Annotated in this window: 21 protein-coding genes; 1 reads left to right on the top strand and 20 read right to left on the bottom strand. The window is 61.1% G+C overall.

Annotated elements, in window-relative coordinates; translation table 11 throughout:
- Nucleotides 1–29: 29 nt before the first annotated feature.
- The 10 genes from DA915_RS22145 to DA915_RS22100 form a co-directional block, all read right to left on the bottom strand.
- On the bottom strand, nucleotides 30–935 hold the full coding sequence (locus DA915_RS22145) for a LysR family transcriptional regulator (protein ID WP_107677532.1): 906 nt from the start codon (nucleotides 933–935) through the stop codon (nucleotides 30–32).
- A 117-nt stretch (nucleotides 936–1,052) separates the two neighbouring features.
- Nucleotides 1,053–1,997: an isoaspartyl peptidase/L-asparaginase family protein gene (locus DA915_RS22140; RefSeq protein WP_107677334.1), complete on the bottom strand. Its 945-nt coding sequence runs from the start codon at nucleotides 1,995–1,997 to the stop codon at nucleotides 1,053–1,055.
- 45 nt (nucleotides 1,998–2,042) lie between these two features.
- A complete protein-coding gene (locus tag DA915_RS22135) occupies nucleotides 2,043–3,581 on the bottom strand; it encodes a hydantoinase/oxoprolinase N-terminal domain-containing protein (RefSeq protein WP_107677333.1) in 1,539 nt (512 codons plus the stop codon).
- Entirely contained in the window at nucleotides 3,578–4,654 is a 1,077-nt protein-coding gene (locus tag DA915_RS22130) for a DUF917 domain-containing protein (RefSeq protein WP_099087192.1), read from the bottom strand. The genes DA915_RS22135 and DA915_RS22130 overlap by 4 nt, the downstream gene beginning before the upstream one ends.
- Before the next feature lie 115 nt (nucleotides 4,655–4,769).
- A complete protein-coding gene (locus DA915_RS22125; protein WP_107677332.1) occupies nucleotides 4,770–6,365 on the bottom strand; it encodes an ABC transporter substrate-binding protein in 1,596 nt (531 codons plus the stop codon).
- A 44-nt stretch (nucleotides 6,366–6,409) separates the two neighbouring features.
- Nucleotides 6,410–7,543, bottom strand: coding sequence for a DUF917 domain-containing protein (locus tag DA915_RS22120; RefSeq protein ID WP_107677331.1), 1,134 nt, complete (start codon nucleotides 7,541–7,543; stop codon nucleotides 6,410–6,412).
- Nucleotides 7,536–9,092 (bottom strand): hydantoinase/oxoprolinase N-terminal domain-containing protein, encoded by a 1,557-nt coding sequence (locus DA915_RS22115; protein ID WP_107677531.1) that lies wholly within the window; start codon nucleotides 9,090–9,092, stop codon nucleotides 7,536–7,538. Before DA915_RS22115 ends, DA915_RS22120 begins: the two co-directional genes overlap by 8 nt.
- A 17-nt stretch (nucleotides 9,093–9,109) precedes the next feature.
- Entirely contained in the window at nucleotides 9,110–10,756 is a 1,647-nt protein-coding gene (nikE, locus tag DA915_RS22110) for an ABC transporter ATP-binding protein (RefSeq protein ID WP_107677330.1), read from the bottom strand.
- 4 nt (nucleotides 10,757–10,760) lie between these two features.
- Nucleotides 10,761–11,642 (bottom strand): ABC transporter permease, encoded by an 882-nt coding sequence (locus DA915_RS22105; protein WP_107677329.1) that lies wholly within the window; start codon nucleotides 11,640–11,642, stop codon nucleotides 10,761–10,763.
- Nucleotides 11,642–12,670: an ABC transporter permease gene (locus DA915_RS22100; protein ID WP_107677328.1), complete on the bottom strand. Its 1,029-nt coding sequence runs from the start codon at nucleotides 12,668–12,670 to the stop codon at nucleotides 11,642–11,644. The genes DA915_RS22105 and DA915_RS22100 overlap by 1 nt, the downstream gene beginning before the upstream one ends.
- Nucleotides 12,671–12,806: 136 nt before the next feature.
- Here DA915_RS22100 and DA915_RS22095 point away from each other — a divergent pair, with 136 nt between their 5' ends.
- Nucleotides 12,807–15,158, top strand: a complete 2,352-nt coding sequence (locus DA915_RS22095; protein WP_192886633.1) for a LuxR C-terminal-related transcriptional regulator — start codon at nucleotides 12,807–12,809, stop codon at nucleotides 15,156–15,158.
- Nucleotides 15,159–15,161: 3 nt separating this feature from the next.
- Here the strand turns inward: DA915_RS22095 and DA915_RS22090 are convergent, their stop codons facing one another.
- From DA915_RS22090 to DA915_RS22045, 10 genes are read right to left on the bottom strand one after another with little or no spacing between them, the layout of a single operon-like run.
- Complete coding sequence (locus DA915_RS22090) at nucleotides 15,162–15,872, bottom strand: ribonuclease activity regulator RraA (protein WP_003506768.1); 711 nt, start codon at nucleotides 15,870–15,872, stop codon at nucleotides 15,162–15,164.
- Between the two features lie 34 nt (nucleotides 15,873–15,906).
- On the bottom strand, nucleotides 15,907–16,704 hold the full coding sequence (locus tag DA915_RS22085) for an NAD(P)-dependent oxidoreductase (protein ID WP_107677327.1): 798 nt from the start codon (nucleotides 16,702–16,704) through the stop codon (nucleotides 15,907–15,909).
- Between the two features lie 11 nt (nucleotides 16,705–16,715).
- Nucleotides 16,716–18,440, bottom strand: a complete 1,725-nt coding sequence (gene araD, locus DA915_RS22080) for an L-arabinonate dehydratase (RefSeq protein ID WP_107677326.1) — start codon at nucleotides 18,438–18,440, stop codon at nucleotides 16,716–16,718.
- 37 nt (nucleotides 18,441–18,477) lie between these two features.
- Nucleotides 18,478–19,557: an ABC transporter ATP-binding protein gene (locus tag DA915_RS22075; protein ID WP_107677325.1), complete on the bottom strand. Its 1,080-nt coding sequence runs from the start codon at nucleotides 19,555–19,557 to the stop codon at nucleotides 18,478–18,480.
- A gap of 22 nt (nucleotides 19,558–19,579) precedes the next feature.
- The gene (locus DA915_RS22070; protein ID WP_107677324.1) at nucleotides 19,580–20,623 is read right to left on the bottom strand and encodes a carbohydrate ABC transporter permease; all 1,044 of its coding nucleotides are present in this window, start codon (nucleotides 20,621–20,623) and stop codon (nucleotides 19,580–19,582) included.
- Nucleotides 20,616–21,584, bottom strand: coding sequence for a carbohydrate ABC transporter permease (locus tag DA915_RS22065; RefSeq protein ID WP_003506778.1), 969 nt, complete (start codon nucleotides 21,582–21,584; stop codon nucleotides 20,616–20,618). The genes DA915_RS22070 and DA915_RS22065 overlap by 8 nt, the downstream gene beginning before the upstream one ends.
- Nucleotides 21,585–21,641: 57 nt before the next feature.
- Complete coding sequence (locus tag DA915_RS22060; RefSeq protein WP_003506780.1) at nucleotides 21,642–22,913, bottom strand: ABC transporter substrate-binding protein; 1,272 nt, start codon at nucleotides 22,911–22,913, stop codon at nucleotides 21,642–21,644.
- A 22-nt stretch (nucleotides 22,914–22,935) separates the two neighbouring features.
- Nucleotides 22,936–24,009 carry a Gfo/Idh/MocA family protein gene (locus tag DA915_RS22055; RefSeq protein ID WP_003506782.1) on the bottom strand — a complete coding sequence of 358 codons (1,074 nt, stop codon included), beginning with the start codon at nucleotides 24,007–24,009 and terminating at the stop codon, nucleotides 22,936–22,938.
- The gene (locus DA915_RS22050) at nucleotides 24,006–25,022 is read right to left on the bottom strand and encodes a Gfo/Idh/MocA family protein (RefSeq protein ID WP_020808678.1); all 1,017 of its coding nucleotides are present in this window, start codon (nucleotides 25,020–25,022) and stop codon (nucleotides 24,006–24,008) included. Before DA915_RS22050 ends, DA915_RS22055 begins: the two co-directional genes overlap by 4 nt.
- The gene (locus DA915_RS22045) at nucleotides 25,015–26,067 is read right to left on the bottom strand and encodes a Gfo/Idh/MocA family protein (RefSeq protein ID WP_107677323.1); all 1,053 of its coding nucleotides are present in this window, start codon (nucleotides 26,065–26,067) and stop codon (nucleotides 25,015–25,017) included. Before DA915_RS22045 ends, DA915_RS22050 begins: the two co-directional genes overlap by 8 nt.
- Nucleotides 26,068–26,156 lie beyond the last annotated feature (89 nt).

Genomic DNA, 26,156 nt, shown 5'->3' with positions numbered 1-26,156 from the left:
AATGAGATTTGCCGCGCAAAATCCCGTTTTCAGTCGATTTTTTGCGAGAGCTGGATTTCCCGCTTCAAGGCATCGCTGAGCGCCTGCGCGGCGATGGATAGCGGTGCACCGGAGGCACGGGCGAGACCGAATTCCTGCGTTGACTGCGGGACAAACGGCCGGGCGACGACGGGAAGGTGCCGGTAAAGATTCGCGTAGAAACTGCTGATGATCGTAACCCCCAGCCCGTGCGCGACATAGGCGCATGCGGAACTGTTGGTATGGGTCTCGATCTTCACCATCGGCTTGACGCCCGCCTTCTTGAAAACCTGATCGAGCGCCATGCGGTTCGGCCGCTGACGGCCGATCAGAATAAGCGGAATGTTGCGCAGGTCCTTGACCGTAATTTCGTCAAGCGCAGCCAGCGGATGATCCTGCCGGACCACACAGACGCTTTTACCGGTCGCCACCCGCTCGACATCGATCCCCGGCCCGATCTCGCCTTCCATCCGCAGAAAACCGAGATCGATCACCCGCTCGCCGACCAGTTTGTTGATGGCGGTGGTCGTTTCGAAAAATGTCTCGATACGGACACCGGGGAAATCTCTGACATAGTCGATTAGCATGGCGGGCGCGAAATTCTCCCACATGCTGCTTGGGAGGCCGATGCGGACGATTTCGGGGCCTGCCGCACCATTACGCAAATCTTCGGCGTGACCGGACATGCGGTCGACCGCGAGCAGCACATTTTCCGCGTCGCGAGCGAGAAGCGCTGCCTCCGGTGTCGGGATCAACCGCCCCTTGTCTCGGGCAAACAGCGTCAGCGACAGGTCCGCCTCGAGTTGGGCCAGAAGCCGGCTGATACCGGACTGGCTGAGTCCCATCGCCTTGGCCGTAGCGATGGTCGAGCCGGTGGAAAGAAGCGTGCGCAGGACTTCAAGCTGCTTGATGTTCATGAGGCCAGCACCATGGGTGAAAAGACGAGCCAGTTTCGGTTCACCCGTTTTGCCGCCGATGAGGCTCCATGTCACCGGTTTTTTTTAGCACTGTTATGCGACCCGGATAGTCGCCGGTTACAATTCCACCTCATAGACCCTGTCGTGGGTGGCAACGCGGGCCTCTCCTGATGGGGTCACCCAGCCCCGGAACATGCCGGGCGTATTATAGGGCGCGGCGATGCCACCTTCGGCATCGATAGCAACCAGACCCGCACCGATATCGTAGGGCGCCAGATCCTTGTGGACGAGGTTGCCGGCGGCGGTTTCCAGATCCTGCCCGAGATAGGCGACACGGGACGCGATCTCATGACCGACGACATAACGGATGAAAAATTCACCCTTGCCGGTGCCGGAAACGGCGCAGGCACCGTTACGGGCATAGGTGCCGGCCCCGATCACCGGGCTGTCGCCAACCCGCCCATCCGGCTTGTTGGTGTAGCCGCCGGTGGAGGTCGCGGCTGCAAGATGCCCCGCCGCATCGAGCGCCACCGCGCCGACGGTTCCGTGTTTTTCGTTTTCCGTCGCTTCCGTACCGGCGGCGGCATGGACTTTCATGGCCGCCAGCGCCTCAAGGCGCTTTTGCGTGGTGAAATAGGATTGAGGCTCCGTGGCAAGCCCCTTCTCCTGCGCAAACCGGTCAGCCGCTTCACCGGTGAGATAGACTGCGCGTTCATCCTCCATGAGCGCCCGGGCCGCCTTCACCGGGTTGCGGATGGCGCGGGAGGCGCTGACCGCGCCCGCCGCCAGGGTCTTGCCGTCCATGATCGACGCGTCGAGTTCGTGGATGCCATTCTCGTTGAGCGCCGCCCCATGACCTGCGTTGAAATGCGGGCTGTCCTCCATGACGACGACCGCCGCCTCAACCGCCTCGAGCGCAGTTCCACCAGCCCTAAGGACGCCATAACCGGCACGCAGTGCGGCTGCCAGATCGTGTCGCGCCGCCTCCCATTCCTCCGACGTCATGCTGTTTTCCGGCATTACGCCGCAACCACCGTGAATGGCCAATGCGATCTTCGTCATGTCCTCACTCCACTGTCGCCGAGCCGCAGGCCGGGCCTCTTACCATCAATGAAAGGCGATATCGCCGATAACACGCACCCGTACCCGCCGCGCGCCGCCGGGCAGATAGGCGATGGGAATATCCTCCACCTCAAGCGTCTTGAGGCTCGCGCGCTCCGCTCCCGAAGCAACCGCCGCGTTCTGCGCTTCGGTCTCGGCTTTCGCAAGCGCCTCGTCGCGGCTCAACCCGGAAAAGACCTGATCCACCTCGCCGGAAACCTGCGCCATTGCCGCACCGAGCGCATTGGCAACCCCTGCATTTTCCACACGCAACACCTCGGAAGCGCCCGGAACCCGTTCAGGTATCAGGAACGCCCCACCGCCGACCGCGACCAGCGGCACGTCTTCCGCAGAAGTCTTCATCTGGTCGAAACTGTCGGCCACCATGTCGCGAATGCGTTGAAGTATCGCCTGCACGAATGCCGGATCGAGGTCTTTCACACGGTCCCTGTCGCCCATCTCGATCAGGCCTGCGGCAACGGCGATATCCGATGTCGTCAGTGTCTCGCCGCCGAAAACGCGGGCTTCGGTCAGGATGCGATACCCCACCGAGCGCGGGCCGATCTTGCCTGTCTGCGGGTCGACAATCGTCCCGCCGCCAAGTGCGATCGGCAGAAGATCGGGCATTCGGAACAGGGTGCGGACCCCACCAATATGGACAATATTATTCGCCTCACGCGGGAAACCGCCGACAAGGCAACCAATATCGGAGGTGGTGCCGCCGACATCCACCACCATGGCATCGGAAAGCCCGGTGAGGAAAGCAGCACCGCGCATCGAATTGGTCGGGCCGGAAGCGAAGCTGTGCACGGGGTTTGCGGCGGCCACATCCGCAAGTGCCACGGTGCCATCGTTCTGGGTCAGATAGAACGGCGCTTTCACGCCAGCCTCCCGTAGCGCATCGGAAAATGCCTGTACCGTGGTCTTGCCCAATGTCTGAAGGGCGGCATTCAGAAGTGCGACGTTCTCGCGCTCCAGAAGCCCTATACGGCCGAGCGTGTGGGAGAGCGTGATGCGCGCATCGGGGATCACCGAACGGACGATCTCCGCCGCCCTCACCTCGCACTCCGTGGTCAGCGGCGAGAAGGTTGCGGAAATGGCGATGGAGGTGATGCCCGCATCGCGGATTTTCATCGCCGCTTCACGGATCTCATCCGGGATCATCGGCACCAGCGGGCTGCCGTCATATTCATGACCGCCGTGGACCATGAAGATCAGCGGATCGACGGCCTCGTGGAGGTCTTTCGGCCAGTCGCACATGGGCGGCAGCGAAGAACCTGTTGGTAGGGCGATGCGGATGGCAGCAACCCGCTCCAACCGGGCGCGCTCCACCACCGCGTTGGTGAAATGGGTCGTGCCGATCATCACCGCGTCGATCGGGCGATCCACCGCGCCGACATGACCCGCCACATGGGCAAGCGCCGCCTTCACGCCGGAAAGGACATCCTGCGTGGTCGGAACCTTGATGGAGGCGACAATCGTGTCGCCATCTATGAGAACGGCATCCGTATTGGTGCCGCCAACGTCAATACCGATGCGTTTCATGGGAATACCGATTTAAAGTCAATGTCATAACCGAAGGCACGCGGGCCGACGGCGGCGATGCCGGCAGGCGTCGTCAAAAGTTCCGGCGCCGGCAGGGCGACAACCGTTACACGCTGGCCATAACGCACCGATTCCGTGCCGATGGCACTGCCCGAAACGGTGTCGAGAAGGCAAAGCAGGTCCGGCGTCATGGCAACCGGCTGGCCATCGCGGAAGGCGACCGCCCATTCATTCTGGAAGGCGAGTTCGAGGCGCGAGCCCCTGTCAGCGTCGATGCCTTCAATAGTGGTGCTACCGCGCAGGAAGCCACCGGTGGTCTCGCGGGCCACATCCACCACCTTGCCGCGGAACAGCTGCTTGCCACCCTCATGGTTGAGAACCGCCTGAACCGGGTCGTCATGGCGCGCACGCGCCTCCATAACCGCGCGCCCGAGTTCGGTCGCCTTGGTGACGGTGTAATGAATGCCCCATTCCTTCACTTCCTTGCCGGTGCGCGGCGCCTTGCAGGTGGCAGCGGTGGAACCGACTTCGGTGCAGACCTTGCGCGAGATGCGCTCCATCCACTTCCAGGAGGCAGCGCGCGTCACGATCACCTCATTGTCGCGTACATCAACCAGCGACAGCGGAAACATCGGCAGATTGCCGATAGCGAAGGACGTCATCTGCGCTTCGGGATAGGCGCGTCCCATCGCATCCGCATTGACGACGGGCCGGTCGAGCATGGCGGCAGCGAGGAAAGAAGACAGCGCGTTCGAACCGCCGATTTCAACGCTCATGATCGCCCGGAACGGCTTGCCGAGATAATCCTCCATCACCTCCACCGCGCGGGCGAGATGAACGGGGTCTCCCAACCGCTCCTGACCAACGAGCGGCGCGCCCATCTTGGAGACAACGGCAACCATGTCGTCATCGGCGAGCGCCATCGGGTCCATGACCTTCACCCGTCTGCCTTCGGCATAAAGCCGGCGCAGATTGAGCGTCGAGATATAGGGATTACCTCCGCCGCCCGTTCCCAAAATCCAGGCGCCGGTGGCCAGAGGTTCGATATCGTCTTCTGAAAATTCCTGGATCATGCGTCATCCTCGGGCATGCCGCAGCCGTTCTGGCGCAAGCGATGCTCCTTCCCTTAGTCGTTCCAAGTCTCATCGGCCCCGCCCTGCGGCGGGACCGGTTTTCATGAGGCGGAAATCACTCCGCCTTGCAGTCCCAATGGAAGTTGGAGAAGTTCAGGTCCCAGCTCTGCATGGGAATGAACTCGTAACCCTGAAGGCACTTGTTCGCCGCATAACGGCGGTTCGGAGCAACCGCCCAGACATCCGGCTGAAGATCGGCGATCTTCGTCTGCAGTTCCTTGTAGGTGGCGTTCTGCTCGCCGACATCGGTCGTGGCGCGAACCTTGTCGATCAGCCCGTCGATTTCCGCGTTCTGCAGCCATTCCATCGACATCCACGTGCCGGAAGCCTTGGAATGATACTGGTTGTAGAACATCGCATCCGGCGACGGATAGGTGGGCGAGATGTTCACCTGCGTCGATGCGGGCGTCGTATCGGGCTTGGAGGAAAGCTCCACGATGCGGTTCCACGGCTCCGGCTTGATATCGAGCGTGATGCCGATCTGCTCGAGGCTGGACTGCAAAAGCAGCGCCACTTCCGCCTCGAAGGCCAGCGAAGCGACATAGCTGTTGACCAGCGTGATCTTCTGTCCGGCATATTTCGACTTCGCCAGTTCTTCCTTCGCCTTTTCCAGATCGTAGACGCCGGGCTGGATATCGCCGTTATGCGCGTCCTTGAAAGCGTCGGAGAGCGGTCCCTTCATGTCGAAACCGGGATAGATCACTTCCTGGATCGTCTTGTAGTCCGTTGCGTAGGCAATGGCGCGGCGAACGTGAACGTCGTCGGTCGGGTAGACCTTGGTGTTCAGCTTGATGACGAAACCGCCGGCGGTGCGGGTCTGGATCAGCTTGTAGTTTTTCATCCGGCCGATGGATTCATAGGTGTCGTTGCCAAGCCCGTGCGAGGAAAGACCAAGTTCGCCTTTTTCCGCAAGCGCCTTGACGGTAGCGTCGTCGCTCGTCTGGACGAAGCGTACTTCGTCGATCGGCTTGCCCTTGGTCCAGCCAAGGAAATAGTCCGCATTGCGGGCGATGACCATATCGGCAGAACGGTTGTAGCTGACGAGCTTGTAGGGGCCGGAACCGGCGGAATGTTCGCCAACATAGGCCTCGCCCCACTTGTCTTCGGGCTTGGCATTGGCTTCGATCAGCGTCTTGTTCAGCGCCATCATCAGCGGCGTGGCTGCCATGAAGGGCGAAAACTGACGCTCGATCTTCATGACCAGCGTCGCATCGTCAGGCGCGGTGACGTTTTCGGGCTTCAGCACGCCGACGATGAGGTTCGACGGACCCTTGTTGATGCCAAGCAGGCGCTGCACGGACCAGACGAGATCGGCAGCCTTTACCGCCGTGCCGTCCTGGAATTTCGCATCGTCGCGGAGATGGAAGGTGTAGGTCAGGCCGTCTTGCGAAACATCCCAGGACTTCGCCAGATGCGGCACGATTTCGCCCTTGGCGTTCACCGTTGTCAGGCCGTCATACATGTTCACGATGGCCATGTAGCCGGTATAATCAGTCACTTTCGCCGGGTCGAGCGAACTGAATATCTGCATGGTGTTGACCGCGACCGACACCTTGTCTTCCGCAAAAGCAGCGGAAGGAACAAGCGGCAGCGCGATTGCCGTGCCGAGCGCAAGCACGGCAAGGCGGGAAGAAAGTCCTGGCATTTTCATTTTTCGTTCTCCTCTTTATTGCGGGTCATTTGCCCCGCTTATGGTTAGGCAGCCTTGCTGACCGGGACGGGCAGCGGTGAGAAGGGAATATCGGGGTAACCGAAGGCCGCCGGCCCGACGACCTCAAGCGCGCGTGCGCTGCGCAACAGATCGTGGCAGGGGATGGCGATGACGGCCACGCGCTGGCCGTAGCGCAGCACTTCAGTGGTGATCGGATAACCGGTGTCGACATCGAGCAGGACGATCAGGTCGGGTACCGTCACTTCCACCTTGCCGTCACGGGTAAACAGCAGGAACTCGTTCTGGATGGCGACGCCCGCCGTCTGGCCCGCGCAATCATCGAAGCCGGAGAGTGTGAGATCGCCGACCGCAAAACCGCCGCGCAGATGGCGCTTCAGATCGGTGATCTTGCCGTTGAAAATGCGCCGTCCGCCTTCGAGCGCGCAGACAGCCGCAATCGGGTCTTCCTGCTGCTTGCGGGCGCGGATAACCGCCTCACCGATGGCAATCGCCTTGGTATAGGTTTTCGGAATGCCGTACTGGTGCACGTAGTGGGCCTGCATCGGCGCGGTCGCCAGCATTGCACCACCGCCTTGCGAAACGACGCAGGCGCGGGCCATGCGCTCGTGCCAGACCTCAGAAACGGCGTGACTGAAGATGACGGCATTGCCGTGCAGGTCGCACATCACCGATGGCGTGGAACTGTGACCGTAGATGGAGAAGGTCGTCATCTGCATCTCAGGGAAGGCCCGGCCCATGCCGTCGCAATCTAGGATCGGCAGGCCGCCGAGCGCCGCCGTCACCAGCGGGTTCATGGAGTTGGAACCGCCGATTTCCTCGCAGACGATCGCGTCTACTGGCGTGCGGATCAGCTCTTCCATGGCGCGCAGGCAGCGCAGGCCTTCACGGCCTTCGCGGATGCGCTCGACACCAACCACCGGTGCGCCGATGCCGCCGATGGACATGCAAAGCGCATCCGGCTCGATGGCGCCGGTTGCGAGAATCTTCATCTCGTAACCGGCCTTCATGGCCTCGAGCGCAAGCAGCTTGCCCAGATAGGGATTGCCGCCGCCGCCCGTGCCGAGAATGCCGGCACCGATTTCCAGCGCGTCGAGATCTTCCCGCGTCAGCGTACGCAATGCCGCTTCGTCATATTTCAGCTTGCGCGTCTCAGCCATGATTGGCTCCCATTTCTCCAACAACTTTCACATGAATGCGGGTGGCATTGCCGGGCAGATAGGCAAGCGGCATGTCCTCGCGCTCGATGACTTCCAGCGTTTCGGCCAGTGCGCCTGCCGCAATCGCCTTCTCGCGCGCCTCGGCCTCGGCCTCGGCAAGCGCGCTCTCACGCGTGCGCCCTTCGATCAGCGAGAAGACACGATCCGTCTCGCCGCTGATCTGCGCGATCGCCGCACCGACGGCATTCGCCACCGCGAAATTCTCAGGGCGGATGACTTCCAGTTCACCGATACGGTCAGGCATGAGAATGGAGCCGCCGCCAACGGCGATGACAGGCACCGGCGAGGACGAGATGCGGCTGCGTTCCACACATGCCTCGAGCATGGCGTTGATCTTTTCGACCGCAGCATCCACCAGCCGCTTGTCGAGAGTGGAAACCAGCACCTTTTCACCCACATCCGCCTTGCCGGATGCGACCGCGATATCCGTCGCGGTCAAGGTCGTGCCACCGAAGCAGAGCGCCTCGCGGCGGACGCGATAACCGACGGATTTCGGGCCGACGGTGAGGCCATGGTCGCCATTGACCACCAACGAGCCGCCGCCGAGGCCGATGGAGAACACATCCGGCATGCGGAAATTGGTGCGCACGCCGCCGATGTCCACGGTCGTGGACGCCTGGCGCGGAAAGCCATGCGACAGCGAGCCGACATCGGAAGTGGTGCCGCCGACATCCACCACGACGGCATCCTTGAGACCGGTGAGGAAGGCGGCGCCGCGCATGGAGTTCGTCGGACCGGAGGCAAAGGTGAGCACGGGAAAGCCGCGCACAACATCCGCCGCCATCAGCGTGCCGTCATTCTGGGTGATATAGAACGGGCAGGTTATGCCCGCTGCCTTCAGCGCCTCGCCGAAAGCGGCGACGGTGCGGTCGGCGAGCGACAGGAGGCTGGCATTCATGATCGCCGCACTCTCGCGGGCGAGCAGGCCGTGCCGGCCGATATCCTTGGACATGACCACCGGCAGGCCGGGGCAACGCTCCTGCAGGATTTCCTTCGTCCGTAATTCCATCGCATCGTTGATGCCGCTGAAAACGCAGGTGACGGCTGCGGCCTTCAGACCCTTGGCGCGAATGTCGGCGGCGATACGGACGATCTCGTCCTCATCGAGGGCTGATATTTCGCGGCCGTCGAATTCGTAACCGCCACGCACCTGATAACCGTGGTTGCCGACGATTTCCCTGAGATCATCCGGCCAGTCGACCATGGGCGGCAGGCCAGCGCCCGACGGCAGGCCTAGCCGAATGGCGGCGACCTCGTCCATATGCCGCCGCTCGATCACGGCATTGGTGAAATGCGTGGTGCCGATCATCACGGCGCCGATGCGTGCCCTGTCGATGCCCGACGCCCCGATCACCTTTTCAAGGGCTTCGATGACACCGGACGTCACATCCTCGGTGGTGGAGGCCTTAACCCCCGCCAGAACGGTTTTATCCTGTAACACAACGGCATCGGTATTTGTGCCGCCGACGTCAATTCCAACGCGATACACGTCAGGCTCCTCTTTTATCAATCGGTCGTTTTTACGAGGAAGCGCATGCGCTCTTCCTCAGTCACGGTGGGTTTCAGACGTTCTTCCTCGTCGGTGACGACGGGGATCGCCGCGATCAGGGCGCGGGTATAGGGATGCTCCGGCTGGGCGAAGACTGCGGACGTCACCCCTTCTTCAACGATCTCGCCACGCAGCATGATGGCGATGCGCGAGCAGAAATTGCGCATCAGCGACAGGTCGTGCGAGATCATCAGATAGGTCAGGCCAAGCTCCTCACGCAGCTGCAGCAGGAGGTCGATGACCGTCTTCTGCACCGAAACGTCCAGCGCCGCCGTCGGCTCGTCGAGGATGAGGATTTTCGGCTCGGCCGCCAGCGCACGGGCAATGGCGACGCGCTGCTTCTGTCCGCCGGAAAGCTCATGCGGATATTTGCCGAGATAGGATTGCGGCAATCGCACCAGCCCCATCAGTTCCTGCATGCGGTTTTCGCGCGCCTGCGCATCCATGCCGATGGATTTCAGCGGTAGGGTAAGCGTCTGCCTGACGGTGCGCTTCGGATTGAGGGAAGTGCCCGGATTTTGATAGACGATCTGCGTCAGCCGCTTGCCACGCCCCGGAGATGGGGCGTCGATGACGAGATTGCCGGAGGTCGGGCGCGAAAGGCCCATGATCATGCGCGCAACCGAGGTCTTGCCGGAGCCGGATTCACCCGCAAGGCCGAAAATCTCGCCATCCTTCAATGTTATGTTCACGTCGCGCACGGCGTGGTAACCGTTACGCCTGCCGTAAATCTTGTTCAGCCCTTCGATGGTGACGATCGGCGGGCGCGTGCTTTGCGCCAGATCGGTGACGCGTGGGCCGTAGAGCGGCGGCACCGCATCCAGCAGCGAACGCGTGTAATCCGCAGCGGGTGCATGAAGGATTTGCGTGCAGGGACCGGTCTCGACGATATCGCCATGGTGCATGACCACGACCCTGTCGGCTACCTTGCGCACGACGCCGAGATTATGGGTGATCATCAACAGCGCCATATTTTCTTCGGCAACCAGCTGGTTGATGAGATTGAGGATTTCATCCTGTGTGGTCACGTCGAGCGCCGTACCGGGCTCATCCGCGATCAGGAGCTTCGGCTGATGCAACAGCGCAAGCCCGATCAGTACGCGTTGGCGCATGCCTCCCGAAAGCTCGGACGGGTAGGCATTCATGACCCGCTCGGTATCGGCAAGCTGCACGCGGCGCAGAACCGCCGCAATGCGAGTACGGCGCTCGGCCTTAGACGAGTTGATGCCGTCACGCTTGTCGGCAAAGCGCATGACATCATCGAGATGCGTGCCGATCTTGAATACCGGATTGAAGGACGACAGCGGGTCCTGCATGATCAGCGAAAACGCCGTTCCCTTCAGCGCTTCGCGTTCCCTTCGCGGCATGGCAAGCACATCCCGGCCATCGATGACGATGGCACCGGAAGTAATCGCGGCATTCTTCGGCAGGGTGCCGATGATGGCCTTGGCGGTGACCGACTTGCCAGATCCGGTTTCGCCGATTAGCGCCACGCGCTCGCCGGCGGCGACCGTGAAGGCGACATTGCGCAGCACCTGCCGCGTGCGGCCATAATTGGTGAATGTGACGTTGAGGTTTTCGACCTTGAGAAGCGGTTCAGTCATGGTTTTAGCTTTCCACGTCGAACATGTCACGCAGGCCGTCGCCCAGCAGATTGAAACCCAGCGTCACGTAAAGCACGGCCGCGCCGGGGCAGAGGACTTCCCACCAGAAATCCGGCATGAACTGGCGCCCGTCGGCAACCATCGATCCGAGATCGGGGGTTGGCGGTTTGACGCCGAAACCGAGGAAGCTCAGCGTCGCACCGAAGAGGATGACGAAAGCCGCATCCAGCGTCGTCTTGACTGATATGACCGAGACGCAGTTGGGCAGGATTTCGCGAAAGAGGATGTGGAGTGGACCGGCACCGGCAAGACGCGCGGCTTCGATATAGTCTTCGGACGCGATGGACTTCGAAACCGAATAAATCAGTCGCGCATGCCAGGTCCACCAAAGCAGCGTGATCGCGATCATGGCATTCATCAGCGTCGGTTCCAAAAGGTTGGAGACCGCCAGCGCCATGACGAGCGGCGGCATGGCCAGCATCACATTCGTCAGGCCGCTGATGATTTTTTCAGTCCAGCCGCCGAAATAACCGGCCATCAGACCAAGCACCGTGCCGACGGGAACCGAAATGCCGAGCACACCGATAACAAGAAGAAGCGAAACCCTGAGCCCGAAGACGGTACGGGAAAAGATGTCGCGTCCGGCCTTGTCGGTGCCGAACCAGTGCTCCATATCCGGCGGCATGTGGCGCGCCCGGAAATCGACGACCGCCCCGATATGTTTGGGATAGGGTGTGAGCCAGGGCGCAAAGATCGCCAGAACCAGCACCGACAACAGGATCAACGAACCGATGACCGCCGCCGGGTTGCGGCTGAAACGGTACCACATCATGTAACCGGCGCTTAGGCCCCGATCGGTGGGTTCGAGCATTTTTATATCAGCCATCAGCGAGCCTCCTTGCGGCGCAGGCGCGGGTCGATGATCGAGATCAGGACATCAACGATCAGGTTCGCAACGATGAAGAACAGGCCGGCCACCAGCACCACGGCGGTCACGGCATTGAGGTCTTTCTGAAGGATGGAATTCAGCCCGTAGGAGGCAAAGCCGCCCCAGGCGAAGACCATTTCGATCACGAAGGCATTGCCGATCAGCGAGGCGAATTCGAGCCCCATGATCGTCAGCGGCGCGATGGAAGACAGCTTCAAGAGATAACGGAAGATGATGACCCGCTCCGGCACGCCGAAGCTTTGCAGGGTAAGCACGTGGTCCTTGCGCTGGTTCTCGATCATCGAGGAACGCGTGATGCGGGTGATCTGGCCGATGCCGGCCATGGAGAGCGCAAAAGCCGGCAGTGCAAGGTGTTTCAACGCATCAAGCACCACATCGAACCGTCCGGCCAGCGTACCGTCGATCAGGAGGAAACCCGTTGGGCCGCCCTGCCAGCCGAGCGCATGATCGATCCTGCCGATGATCGGCCAGCCGGAGACAAAGCGGGCGGCCAGCAATTGCAGCGTGATGGCGAAAAGAAAGCTCGGGATCGTCACGCCGGTCAGCGACAGGATGCGACCGATATGGTCAAGCGGACGGTCGCGGTAATGCGCGGTGATGACGCCGAGCGGGATGGCGACGGCAAACATGAAGATAACCGAGACCAGAACCAGCTCGACCGTGGCCGGAACGGTCTGTGCCAGATCCGTCGTGACAGGACGCTGCGACACCAGCGAGAAGCCGAGATCACCGTGCAGGGCATTGCCGATATAGTCGAGATATTGCACGGCCAGCGGCTTGTCGAGACCCATCTCACCGCGCAGCGCATCCACCTGTTCCTGCGTCGCCGCAGGGCCGAGCGCCATGCGGGCTGGATCACCCGGCACCACGCGAGCCAGGACGAAAATCATGATGGACAGGGCGATCATGACCAGCACGAAAGCGCCGAGCCTGTTCAAAATCGCGACCAGCGGATGTTGCTGCATCGGTGGAACGTTCCTTGTGCATCAGTTGCCTGAGCACAAGTTTTCACCACCACCCCTTTTGAACAATCTCTGAAAGGTATAGTTTTTTGAAAGATGAGTATAGGTTTTTAAGCTTAAATACCCTATCGCTTTGTGAATGACACTCCTGCCCCGCACCCGCCTCTGCCGCCGAATCGTCAGCGAAACCGCTGGCGTAATCTTTCTGCGCGCCCCGGCGGGCGCGGGAAAAAGCGTGCTGCTGGAAATGCTCGCAAAGGAACTGGGAACGCAGATATGCCGCACGCACCAGCCGCGAAGCGATGATGCAGCAAATGACTGCCTTCTATGGGACGTGCCGGTTTTCGCACGGGCAGTGCGCATGCCCGCCGCCATTCTGGAAACGGTGCGTTTTATGGTCATTGCCTGCCGCCCGGATCAACGGATAAGCGGACTGGCCCGGCAGATCCTGCATCGCGGTTCGCTTACCATCGGACCGGATGAACTGGCGCTAGGGCAAGATGAGACCGAAAGCCTCCCCCCTCAACAGCGGCGTCTGGTACTGCAGGATTATGCAGGATGGCCGGCCTTTCTGTCGCTTGCCCGGCATCCGGATGAAAAGCTGTGTGCCGACTATCTTCGGGAAAACTACCTGCCGCATCTTTCACCCGCCCAGACGGTTGAGCTTTCATTCTGGCTCGAAAACCCCTCCGCAGAACCCGAGGCGGAATGGACAGAACTGCTGCCGCCCTTCCTGACTGGAACCCCCGAAAATCACCCCACCCTAATACGGCTTCTCACCCTGGCTGCGCGAGAACGTCTCTCCACCTTGCAGGCCGGCAGCGCCGTGGTGGAGGTCGCATCGGCTTTTGAAAAGGCTGGACATGCGCTCCCGGCCATGGCGATGCTGCTCGACCGCGGTTATGAGACCCATGCCGCGCAAATTCTTGAACGCGCCCATGGCCGCGAACTGATCTACCGAAGCAGCGTCGACAGGTTTCGCGAGATCATCATGCGGTTTTCGCAGGACATGATCGCAACGAATGAAACCGTGCTCTTTGCCGTTACCCGCGCATTGCTGAAACAGGGTGAATTGCAGCGCGTGCGCCATCTGCTCGGCAAAGGCCTCGGATCGGATTATCTCGATCCGCTGAAGGTGCTCGCCCGTGGTTCGCGTTTTTCCTTTGCCGCCCGCACCTTCCGGCTGAACCTGATGATTGCCGAGGATCTGACGCCCAATGACGCGGTAATAACGCGTCTCGCCGAGTTCATGGCCGATTATCCCATGGACGACCACGGCAAGTGGGCGGCCTATTACAATGCGCTGCTGGAGTTCGAAATTCGCCGCCGCAATTTCCGCGAGGCGGAGGCGGCTGCCGCCCGTGCGCTGATCTATCTGCGCAAGATGGGCGGGCAGCCCCTGCTCGAATTCTTCATCCACCTGCACCAGATCGTGTTGCGGCTGATGAGCGGTGATGTGCTTCTGGCGCGTCACGCAGCACAGGAGGCCCGCGCGCGGCTGGAACAGGTGCCGCATGATGCGGTGCAGGAGTTCCGGATGCTGCGACTGGCGGAAGCCTGCCTTGCCTATGAGGCCGGAAAGCCCCGCGATCTCCTGCATTTCGTCGAACATGAATTCGATCATTTTGCTGCGGCCGAGATATGGCCGAGCCTCATGCAGTTCGCACTGCACTATGCTTCGCAGGTGCTGATCGACCATTTTCCGATGACCGTTCGCCCGGGTTTTCTAGACGGTCTGTGGATTCATCTGTCGGAAGGGCTGCAATTCCATGCGATGATGGAAATCAGGACGGCCATCGCCTATCAGAACGCCAACCGCTGGGCGGATGCCGCTGCAACCCTTTCCGCGATCCGCATGCCGATGGGCCGCAACTGGGTGGAAAGTGCGCATGAGGACCTTTCCCGGCTGACGCGGCGCGATGAAATCGCCTATGTCATGGCCTGGCTGCGCGATGCGGTGCATCTTTTCACGCCGCGCGCCTATCTCTCCCGCCAGATCGACGCGATGATCGCCAACCCCAAGGTCACCAACCGCGAGAAAGTCGCGCTCAGAATATGGCAGAGCTATGCCGCGCACCAGCGTCGCGACAATGCCGCCGCCCGTGCCCATATTCTGACCGCGCTTGAATCGGCAACCCGCCTTGGCTGCAGCGGCGTCCTGTCGGAAGAGCGCGTCTTCCTATCACCGCTTCTCAACAATCGCCGCATCCGCAGTTTCATCGAAACCTCTTCCGATGTCCGCACCGCGCTGTCGATTTTCGCCGCTTCGGTGAACTCGCCGCAGGCACGGGCCCTGCATGGCGGGCTTTCACAGCGGGAAGCGCAGATGCTGCAACTTCTGGCCAGCGGCATGTCGAACAAGAAGATCGCCCAGACGCTTAACATCTCGGAAGTGACGGTGAAGTTTCACCTCGGCAACCTGTTCCGCAAGCTGGATTGCAAACGCCGCGCGGAGGCGATCCGCGCGGCGAAAGCACTGGGCTGGCTATAAGGTTCAGCGGTTGTTCTTCTTGCGCCATTCGGCAAAAGCCGTCTGGTGTTCTTCCTTGGTGCAGGGGTAAAGCCCGATGATCGTCTGGCCGGCCTTGACCTGCTCCACCACGAAATCTTCGTAAGCCGTCATTTCCACCGCCTCGGTCGCAACTTCGTCGGCAATGCCCGCGGGGATGACGATGACGCAATCCGCGTCACCAACGATGATGTCGCCGGGAAAGACCGGCGCATCGCCGCAGCCGATCGGGCCGTTGATTTCGATCGCCTCGTGTTTGGTCAGGTTGGTGGGGCTGGAAGGACGGGTGTGGTAAGCCGGAATATCCAGCTCGGCAATGGTGGCCGCATCACGGAAACCGCCATCGGAAACGATGCCCGCACCGCCGCGAACCATCAGGCGGGTCACCAGAATATCGCCGGCCGAGGCGGCGCTGGCATCCTTGCGGCTGTCCATGACAAGCACGTGGCCCGGCGGGCAGGTTTCGATGGCGACGCGCTGCGGATGGGCGGGGTTGCGGAATTCGACGAGCTGGTTACGGTCTTCGCGGGCCGGCATGTAGCGCAGGGTGAAGGCCGGGCCGACCATGTTCTTGCCCTTGTAGCCCAGCGGGCGCACGCCCTGGATGACCTGGTTGCGCAGGCCGCGCTTGTAAAGCGCCGTCGCCAGGGTGGCGACGGAAATCGTCATCAGTTTTTCGCGCGTTTCATTGTTCATGTCTGTCTCCTCGCAATGGGCGGATGGATGTGTTTCAAGTTCTGTGAATGGGCTCGTCTATAAAGACGCCGCCCTGATATTTTGCGATCGCAGCCTCGGGATCGGGGCGCGGCACATCGCGTTCGATTTCCGCGCGGTAGCGCGCGGCATTATCGCGCCGCTGCCAGCCGAGAAAATCGACATGGGAATTATCCCACCAGCTGTCATCATTGGCGGAAACGCCCCAGATGACCGGGCATCCAAGCTTCGGCACGCAGAAGGTGGCCTCGATCAGCGAAACGAAGTCGCCGTAGCTCAGCCAGGTCGACAGCATCCGCCAGTTGGAGGGCTTTTCTTCGCAAGAGCCAATCCGGACGATAGCAGTCTCCTGGCCGAATTTGGAATGGTAGAGGCTCGCCATCGCCTCGCCGAAAATCTTTGAGACGCCGTAAAGGCCGTCTGGCAGAAAGGGCGTGTCGGGAGCAAGCTGTTTGCCCTGCGGGTAGTAACCGATCGTGTGGTTGCTGGAGGCGAATAGAATGCGCGGCAGGCCGTTCAGCCGTGCCGCCTCGTAGAGATTGTAGACCCCGCGCAGATTGGCAGACTCAATCGGGTCGAAGGCCCTCTCGACGGAAACTCCGCCGAGATGAACGATGCCGTCGCAGCCCCTCACGAGATCATGGACCGCCTGCTCGTCCTCAAGCGCGCAACGAACGAGCTCTTCGTGAGATGCTGGTGAACCGAGATCAACGACGTCAGAAAGACGAATGATTTCGGCGACATGGCCAAGCCGCCCGCGCAGCATGCTGCCCAGCTTGCCGCCGGCACCGGTGATGAGCAATCGCTTCAACATGATGGTGCCCCTTAGAAAATATCGGGCTCGCCGGCGGTGCGGCCGAAATCCGTCTGCAGGAAGTCGAAATCGCAACCTTGATCGGCCTGCGTGACGTGCTTTGAGAAGAGATAACCATAACCGCGCTCATAACGCGGCGCAGGTGCCTGCCAGGCGGCACGGCGGCTGGCGATCTCCTCTTCGCTGACCAGCATGTCGAGACGACGCTGCGGCAGGTCGAGGCGGACGATATCGCCTGTTTTCAGGAGCGCGAGCGGGCCGCCGACGAAGCTTTCCGGCGCGACATGCAGCACGCAGGCGCCATAGGACGTGCCGGACATGCGGGCATCGGAAATGCGAACCATGTCGCGGTGGCCCTTCTTGATCAACGCCTTCGGGATGGGCAGCATACCCCATTCGGGAAAACCGGGACCGCCGAGCGGACCGGCATTGCGCAGCACCAGAACATGATCCGGCGTGACATCAAGGTTCTCGTCGTCGATCGCCTTCTTCATCTCCGGATAGCTGTCGAAGACCAGCGCCGGGCCTTCGTGCACATGATATTTCGGATCGCAGGCGGCGGGCTTGATGACGGCGCCGTCGGGGCAAAGATTGCCACGCAACACCGCAAGCGAGCCTTCCGCATAAACAGGATTGTCGAGCGAGCGAATGACGTCGTCGTTGTAGACCTTCGCGCCTTCGAGATTTTCACCCATGCTGCGGCCGGTCACGGTCAGCGCCGAACAGTCGAGACGGCTTTCCAGCTGCTTCATCAGCGCGCGCAGACCGCCGGCATAATAAAAATCCTCCATCAGATAGTCTTTGCCGGAGGGGCGGACATTGGCGATGAGCGGCGTGACCCGGCCAAGTTCGTCCAGCTCGTCCAGCGTCATCGGCACGCCGGCGCGGCGCGCCATGGCGATCAGATGCACGACGGCATTGGTGGAGCAACCGGTCGCCATGGCGACGATGGCGGCATTGCGAAACGCCGTCGCGGTCAGAATACGGTCCGGCGTCAGCTCCTCGCACACCATCTCCACGATACGCCGGCCGCAACCTGCCGACATGCGCTGGTGTTCGGCATCTACCGCCGGAATGGAGGAGGCTCCCGGCAGGGTGAGGCCAAGCGCATCGGTGATGGCGGTCATGGTCGAAGCTGTGCCCATGGTCATGCAGACACCGGCAGAGCGGGCGATGCCACCCTGCACGCCCCGCCATTCCTCATCCGTAACATTGCCGGCACGCCGCTCGTCCCAATATTTCCAGGCGTCCGAACCGGAACCGAGCACCTTGCCGGCATAATTGCCGCGCAACATCGGGCCTGCAGGCAGATAGATCATCGGCACGCCGGCCGAAATCGCGCCCATGACGAGGCCGGGTGTCGTCTTGTCGCAACCGCCCATCAGCACCACGCCGTCAAGCGGATGCGAGCGGATCATTTCTTCCGTCTCCATCGCCAGCATGTTGCGGTAGAGCATGGATGTCGGCTTGGTGAAGCTCTCATCGACGGAGAGCGATGGCATTTCGACGGGGAAGCCGCCCGCTTGCAGGACACCACGCTTCACATCCTTCACCCGCTCTGGGAAATGCGAATGACAGGTGTTGAGCTCCGACCATGTGTTCAGGATGCCGATGACGGGTTTGCCGACGAAATCCTCCTCCGCATAACCAAGCTGCATCATGCGCGAGCGGTGGCCGAAGCTGCGCAGGTCGTCGGGTGCGAACCAGCGGTCGGAACGGAGTTTTTTATCGGTCATGTCAATGGTCCTGCGTTGCGGGTTGCGCCTGGAGCTGTCAGTCCTGCCGGAGCGTCAGCCCGCTCGTCGTATCGAAAAGATGGATGTGTTCCAGCGGCGGCGACAGGCGGATGACTTCGTCCGCCGATGTCGAGGTCTGGCCGGAAAGATGCAGCGTCACCCGGGTGCCATCCCCGAGAGTACCGTAAAGATAGGATTCGCCGCCCAGCTGTTCGGCGGTGCGCACAGACATGGTCAGTGCGCCTTCGCCACCCGCCTGCACATGGTTCGGGCGGATGCCGAGCGTCACTTTCTGACCGGGCTTGTAGGAAAAACCGGTCTGCGGCAGCGGGATCAACTCACCGGTGGCGATCTTCAGGGACGGCGTTGCATCCGAAGTTACTTCGCCGGCAAAGAAGTTCATCTTCGGTGAGCCGATGAAGCCCGCAACGAAGATATTGGCCGGGCGGTTATAGAGATCAAGCGGCACGCCGAACTGCTCGAGCTTGCCGGCACGCAGAACGGCGATCTTGTCGGCCATGGTCATGGCTTCCACCTGATCATGCGTCACATAGATCATGGTATTGCCGAGACGCCGGTGCAGGCTGGAAATCTCGCCGCGCATGTCGACGCGCAGTTCCGCATCGAGGTTGGAAAGCGGCTCATCGAAAAGGAACACGCGCGGCTCGCGCACGACGGCGCGGCCAATGGCGACGCGCTGGCGCTGACCGCCGGACAGATCCTTCGGACGACGCTCCAGAAGCTGGTCGATCTGCAGCATCTTGGCCACCTGGTTGATCTTTTCAACGATGTCCTTCTTGGGTGTGCCGATATTCTCAAGCCCGAAGGACAGGTTTTCACGAACCGTCATATGCGGATAAAGGGCGTAGGACTGGAACACCATGGCAAGGCCGCGATCTGCGGCCGGCACCGTGTTGACCACATCGCCGCCGATGACGATATCGCCGCCGCTCAGTTCCTCAAGGCCCGAGATCATGCGCAGTAGGGTCGACTTGCCGCAGCCGGAAGGGCCAACGAAAACACAGAATTCGCCGTGCTTGATATCGAGATCGACACCCTTGATCACATCGAGGGCACCATATGTCTTTTTGACCTGACGAAGCTGAATACTTGCCATTGTCGTATTTCCTCCCTGAGGATTATTTGCCGCCCGTCGATGCAATGCCGGTGGCGATGTATTTTTGCAGGAACATGAAGACCAGCGCGATCGGCGCAAGCGTCAGCACCGTCATGGCCAGAAGATTGCTCCATTCCGTCGTCATCTCCCCCTGGAAGGAGTTGAGCGCCAGCTGCAGGGTGAAGTTGTCATTGCGGGTCAGCACGATCAGCGGCCAGAGGAAATCGTTCCAGCGCCACATGATCGCAAGGATCGCCAGAACGGCAAGCGCCGGCGCCGAGAGCGGCAGGATGATGCGCCAGTAGATCTTCCATTCGCTCGCCTTGTCCATGCGCGCCGCATCGAGGATTTCATCCGGGATCGTCAGCATATATTGCCGCAGCAGAAAGACACCGGTCGGGGTGGCGGCACCGGGAATGATGACGCCCCAGAGACTGTTGATCATGCCCAGCTGGCTGGTGATGAGAAACAGCGGCACCAGCACAACGGTCTGCGGGATCATCAGCGTGCCGACAACCAGCGCCAGCACCACGCCCCTGCCCTTGAACTGGTATTTCGAGAGCGCAAAGGCCGCCATGGAGTTGACGATCAGCATGATGAGGGTTGAGGTCACCGTGATGAAGGTCGAATTCCAGAAATAGAGCGGGAAATTGAAGCGCTGGAAAAGCTCGGTGTAGTTTTCCGTGGCGAGCGCCACCTTTTCAGCAGGCTTCAGCTCGTTGAACTGCATCTTCAGGACTTCAGTGGGCTTTGCCGGGTCAACCACCTGGGCAACGAGGCCGATGCGCCTGATCATGCCGAACTTGCGGCCATCCTTGTCGACATAGGCCGGCAGCGGCGTTGCCTGCCCGTCCACCACCACGGTTTCCTGCGTATAGGGCAGGAGGCGCGGCGGGAAACGCTGCAGATCGGCTTCCGTCTTGAACGAGGAGAGCACCAGCCAGACGACGGGGCCGAACATCATCAGCACGGCCACGCCGAGATAGGCGTAGGACAGCCAGTCGGTCCAGTGCAGCTTGCCGTTGCGGCCGCGGGTACGGGTCAGAAATGCGCCAATCCTAGCCATCGACCTTGCTCCTGTTTGCCCGGAATTGCAGGGCGGTCAGCACCACGAGCACCACGGCGAGCAGCAGCGAAGCGGCAGCCGCAAGGCCGAAATTGCGGGGCGTCCCGGCAAAGCCGGTCTGATAGATAAACTGAATGATGAAGGTGGTCGCCGAACCCGGGCCGCCACCCGTGAAGGCAAAGACTTCATCGAAGGTCTGCACGCCCTTGATGAGCGACAGGACGAGAACGACGAGCATGGTGGGTGCAAGCAGCGGCAGCGTAATGCGCCGGAAGATGCGCCAAGGGCTTGCCTTGTCGAGCTGCGCCGCCTCATAGACATCGCGCGGGATCGCCTGCAGGCCGGCCAGAAGAATGAGCGTGTAGAAGCCCATATGCGCCCAGACTGAGAGGAAGACCGACCAGCCGAAGGCAAGATTGGCTTCGAGCAACCAGTCGACCGAACCGAGGCCGAGCCCCTCCATCGCGGCGTTGAGAACGCCGAAACGCTGGAGAATCCACTTCCAGATCAAGGCCACAACGACGGGCGACAGCAGCACGGGGAAGAAGAAGACGGCACGGAAGAACCCCCGCGCCCGGATATCGCGGTTGAGCACGATGGCCGTGATCAGCGAAAAGCCGACCATGAAACCCACCTGCAGCACCACGAAGAAAACCGTGTTCCAGACGGAGCGCCAGAACAGGTCACGCTCACAGGAATTGGGGTCGAGGTAGTTCTGACAGGAAAGAAGGACCGAGAAATTTTCGCCGCCCACGGCAGGGCGTTCGGAAAGCAATATGTGTTCGCTGCCGGTCACGGAATAGGCCATGTTCAGCACGATCGGCAGAAAGGCGAAGACCGCGAACAGGATCAGATTGGGTGTGAGAAACACCCACGCGATCCGCCGATGGCCGAGAACCTTCTGCAGGAAGGCAAAGGGCAGTTCGACGATGCCCATCACGGGCGCAAGAAATTTATACATGAGGGTCCTCCTTCGATCCGGCGCGGCGCGGAATGCACCGCGCCGGAAGGCGATGGATCACTTTGCCTGTTTCAACGCTTCCTCGAGGTCCGTCTTCGCGCGGGCCATGGCCTCATCAACGGTGCTTTCACCGACGATGGCCTGCGTGATGCGCTGGACGGAGATGTTGAACATGGCGCGATTGTTCTTGTAACCCTGATAGGTGTAGGCAATCGGGCTGAGGCCGGGGATCTGGTCCAGCCAGGCGTTCATGGCCTTCTGCGTCGCAGGCGTCGCACCGGTATAGGTCACGCCCTTGTCGGCCACGGCCTTGTGGGCCGGAACGTTGCGGGTGCGAACGGTGAAGTCGAGATAATTCTCGTCCTGAGCGAGGAAGTTCAGGATGTCGGCAACGATTTTCGGGTTCTTGGTCTGCTTGAAGCCGACAACGCCGGTACCACCAGGCATGCCGGTGCAGGCAGCGCCACCACAGGGCTGCGGCACGACTTCCCAGTCAAACGCATCGCCGACCTGGCTGTCGAAACGCGCGGTCTGCCAGCTGCCGGAATAATAATAGACCAGCTGACCGTTGATGAATTCCTGTGCGGCGTCACGATAGGTGTTGCCGCCCTGTCCGGCCCAGACGTCGCGCGCCATGGTGCCGTCCTTGTTCCATTCGACGAATTTCTTCACGAAGGTCGTGAAGCCTTCATCGACGAGAATGGGCTTACCATCGGCGTCGAAAATCTTTGCGCCATAGGAAATGGCCGGACCGGCAATGCGGTGGCCGGAACGGTCGATGGCCATCGGATAGGGCGTACCGGTTGCCTTGGCGACGGCACTAGCAGCCTTCGCCCAATCGTCCAGCGTTGCATCCTTGCCGGGTACGGCCACATTGGCCTGATCGAACAGGGTGCGGTTGATGAAAGCGCCGGTGATGGTGAGCTGGGTGTGCATGCCGTAGATGCCCTTGTCGTCAGGGCCGCTGCGGTACCATTTCAGCACGTTCGAGAAATTGTCTTCCCAATATTTCGCGTCCACATAGGGCGTGAGATCGAGATAATAACGGTTGAGACCGCCAAGGTCGGTCACGGTTGCGAAATCCGGGCCGCTGCCGCCGGCGAGCTGCACGGGCAGGCCTTCCAGCAGCGCCTTGTAAGGCACGACGTCAGTGACGATCTTGACGTCCGGATGCTGCTTTTCGTAACGCGCGAGAATGTCCTTGAGGATTTCGCAGCCGTTTCCGTCGTAAGCGCAGGTGAAGCGTACTTCCTGGGCTGCCTGCGCGGCGCCTGCAAAGGACGCCGCGCCAATGGCGAGCGCCAGTGCCATGCTGTATTTTCTGGTCATCTGGTTTCCTCCCTTTAGATGATTATGCGTTGGCGGATGCGCGCGGTGCCCAGCCCTTGATCCACTCGCCTTCAGCGGCGTCGGACAGGCGAACCGGCTTTCCTTCCCTGACCGAGCGATAGATGGCGGTGACGAGTTCGATGGACTGCAAGCCGTCATGAACCGTCACTTCCTTGCCGCCGCGTCCTTCCATCGCGTCGGCAATGGCTTCGACAAAACCGGCAAAGCCGTTTTCGCCATCGGCCACCGTTGCCAGAACGGCGTCGATCTGATCCTGCGTCGTCGGTGCACGGGCGATGAAACGCCATGTGTCTTCAGCCGGGCGGTAGGGCAGCGTGCCGCTCTCGGCAGTGAACCCTTCAAAGCAGAAGCGCAGACGCGAGGTATCTTCAGCGGCACCTAGCGTGACCGAGCTCGTCGCCAGCGCACCGCTTTTCATGCGGAAGCTGAGCGCCGCGCAGTCTTCGGTTTCGATCTTGTTGACGCGCGTATCAGCCATGGCGAAAACTTCGTCGACCGGGCCGAGAACGTGGCAGAGAAGATCATGGGCGTGAATGGCGTGGCCGAGGATCGCGCCGCCGCACTCGCCCTTCCACGTACCGCGCCACGGAATGTCGTAATAGCTGGCGCCCCGGTTCCAATGGACTTCCGAGCTTGCGACAAAGGCCTTGCCCGCAAGACCGGCATCGATCAGCGCGCGCAGCTGCCGCATGGCGTGTCCGAAACGGTACTGGAAGACCGGAAACACACCGCGACCGGTCTTCTTGACGGAGTCGATCAGCGCGTTGGCCTCTTCCAGCGAGCGGACCAGCGGCTTTTCGCAGACCACATCCTTGCCCGCAGCATGCGCCTTCAGCGTGACAGGGAAATGCAGGTGCGGCGGCAGGCAGACGTCGATGAGCTGGATGCTCTCGTCGGCCAGAACCTCATCGAGATCGGTGGTCAGACGAATGGAGGTATCATCGCCGGCGACGGAGCGGGCGCGCTCCAGATCGAGATCGCAGATCGCCTTGACGACAAAGCGTTTGGGCAGTGCGCGATAGCCGCTCAGATGCTGGGCGCCGATGCCGGCGCCAATGATGGCAACACCGATCATTTCGAGACTCCCTCAGCCTTGGCCTGTGCCTGAAGCGAGAGGTCGCAGACCTTGAAGACGTGTTCCTGCGTCATTGCCGTTTCCGTGCGGTTGCGGATATCGTCGCAGATACGGGCGAAATAGGGCAAACCAGCATCGGAAGCATCAATATACTCGCAGCGGTCGCCATTCACGAGAACGAGGCGGTCGGTGCCTTCCGTATTGCCGACATCGACATATTTGCGCAGCTCGATGTAACCCTCGGTGCCGAGGATCGTCAGGCGGCCGTCACCCCAGGTCGGCAGCGCATCGGGCGTGTACCAGTCGACGCGGATATAACCGTGGCCCTTGTCACCGCGCAGCACGACTTCGCCGAAATCCTGCAGGCCCGGATCATCAGGGTTGGCATAATTGGCAACGGTGGCAGCCACGATCTCCACTTCGGTCGAGCCGGTGAAGAACATGAACTGGTCGATCTGGTGGCTGGCGATATCGGTGATGATGCCACCGTAAGCTTCACGCTCGAAGAACCACTTCGGACGGATCTGGCGGTTCAGACGATGCGGGCCGAGGCCGACGGTCTGGATGACGCGGCCGATGGCACCCTGCGCGACGAGTTCAGCCGCCTTGGTCACGCTCGGAACTTCAAAACGCTCGGAGAAATCGACTGTCCAGATGCGCTTGGTCTTGGCCACGGTCTGGCGAAGGCGATCGAGCTGTTCGAAGGTGGTGCAGCCGGGCTTGTCGGACATGACATCCTTGCCGGCTTCCATGGCGGCGATGGCAAGATCGGCACGCTTGGAGGGGATGTCGGCAATCACCACGAGGTCGATGGTGCCATCTGCAAGCAGGGCTTCCTTGGAAGCGGCACGCGGCACATTCGGGAAGCGTTTGACGAAGCCTTCCACGACATCGGGCTCGCCTTCGGTCCACCAGCCGGCAAATTCCGCGCCGGCGTCCAGCAGATTCTGGGCCATGCCGAAAATATGCCGGTGCTCTATGCCAAGAGCGACGAACTTGATTGCTTTAGTCATCCTGCAGTTCCACTTCCTTGCCGGTGTCGGCCGAGTTGATGATCGCGTCGATCAATCTGTGAGACAAAAGAGCCGCGTCACCGGTGACGACCGGCGGGCGTCCTGAAGAGATGGCGTCTGCGAAATCCTCGAAGACGCCCTGATGCCATTCATGCGTGAAAGCCATGGGATCGGCGCCGCCGCCCGTGCCGGCGGCCGCGCCGCCGAAAGTCTCGTGCCGGCCATCACGCCAGTCGACATGCAACAGGCCGGAGGCGAGCCGCATACTGGCATTGTCGAAATGCAGGAGGATCGATTCCGCAGCGCCGGGGAAACTTGCGGTGCTTGCGACGAGCGAACCGACAGCGCCGTTCTTGAAGCGCAGACCGGCAGAAACGTAATCTTCGGTTTCCATGCGATGGAAACGCGTCGTCGCCGCCATGGCCTGAACACGGGCGACCGGCCCCGTGAGGCTCAATGCCAGATCGATCGTATGAATTGCCTGGGAGATCAGAACGCCGCCGCCATCGCGCGCCAGGGTGCCGCGGCCCGGTTCATCATAATAGGATTGCGCACGCCACCACGGCACGGAAATTTCGCAGAGCCCCAGCGCTCCGAGCGTGCCGCCATCGACAAGCTCACGGGCTTTCTGCGATGCAGCCCGCATGCGGTGCTGGAAGATGATGCCGAGTGTGACGCCGGCATCACGACAGAGAGTGACAAGACCGTCGGCTTCCTGCGTATTCCGGGCAACGGGCTTTTCCATCAGAATGTGTTTGCCCGCTTTCGCGAGCTGTCCGACGATATCGATGCGGGCATTCGGCGGCGTCGCGATGATGGCGAAATCGACATCCGCATCGCGCGCGGCGTCCTCGACCGAGGAATAAACGATGACTTCATGTCCGGTGTGTTTCGCCGCTTCGGCGGCCAGCGCCTTGGCGCGGCCGGAACCACCATCGACGATTCCCTTCAGGCGAATTTTCTCAGGGCTTGCCGCACAGGCGAGCACATGCGTCTTCGCCACCATTCCGGCACCAACGATGACGCAGGTCTTGATATTTTGCATTTCGGGAGCCTCCTTCCCAATGGGCAATCATTTGCATACCGGTATGCCGGTTGTCAACACACTTGTGTTCCGGTATACCGGTTATGAAA

This window comes from Agrobacterium sp. LAD9 (assembly GCF_003031125.1).
Taxonomy (GTDB): Bacteria; Pseudomonadota; Alphaproteobacteria; order Rhizobiales; family Rhizobiaceae; genus Agrobacterium; species Agrobacterium radiobacter.
The sequence above is the reverse complement of the archived record's forward strand: the minus strand, read 5'-3'. Positions and strand labels throughout refer to the sequence as shown.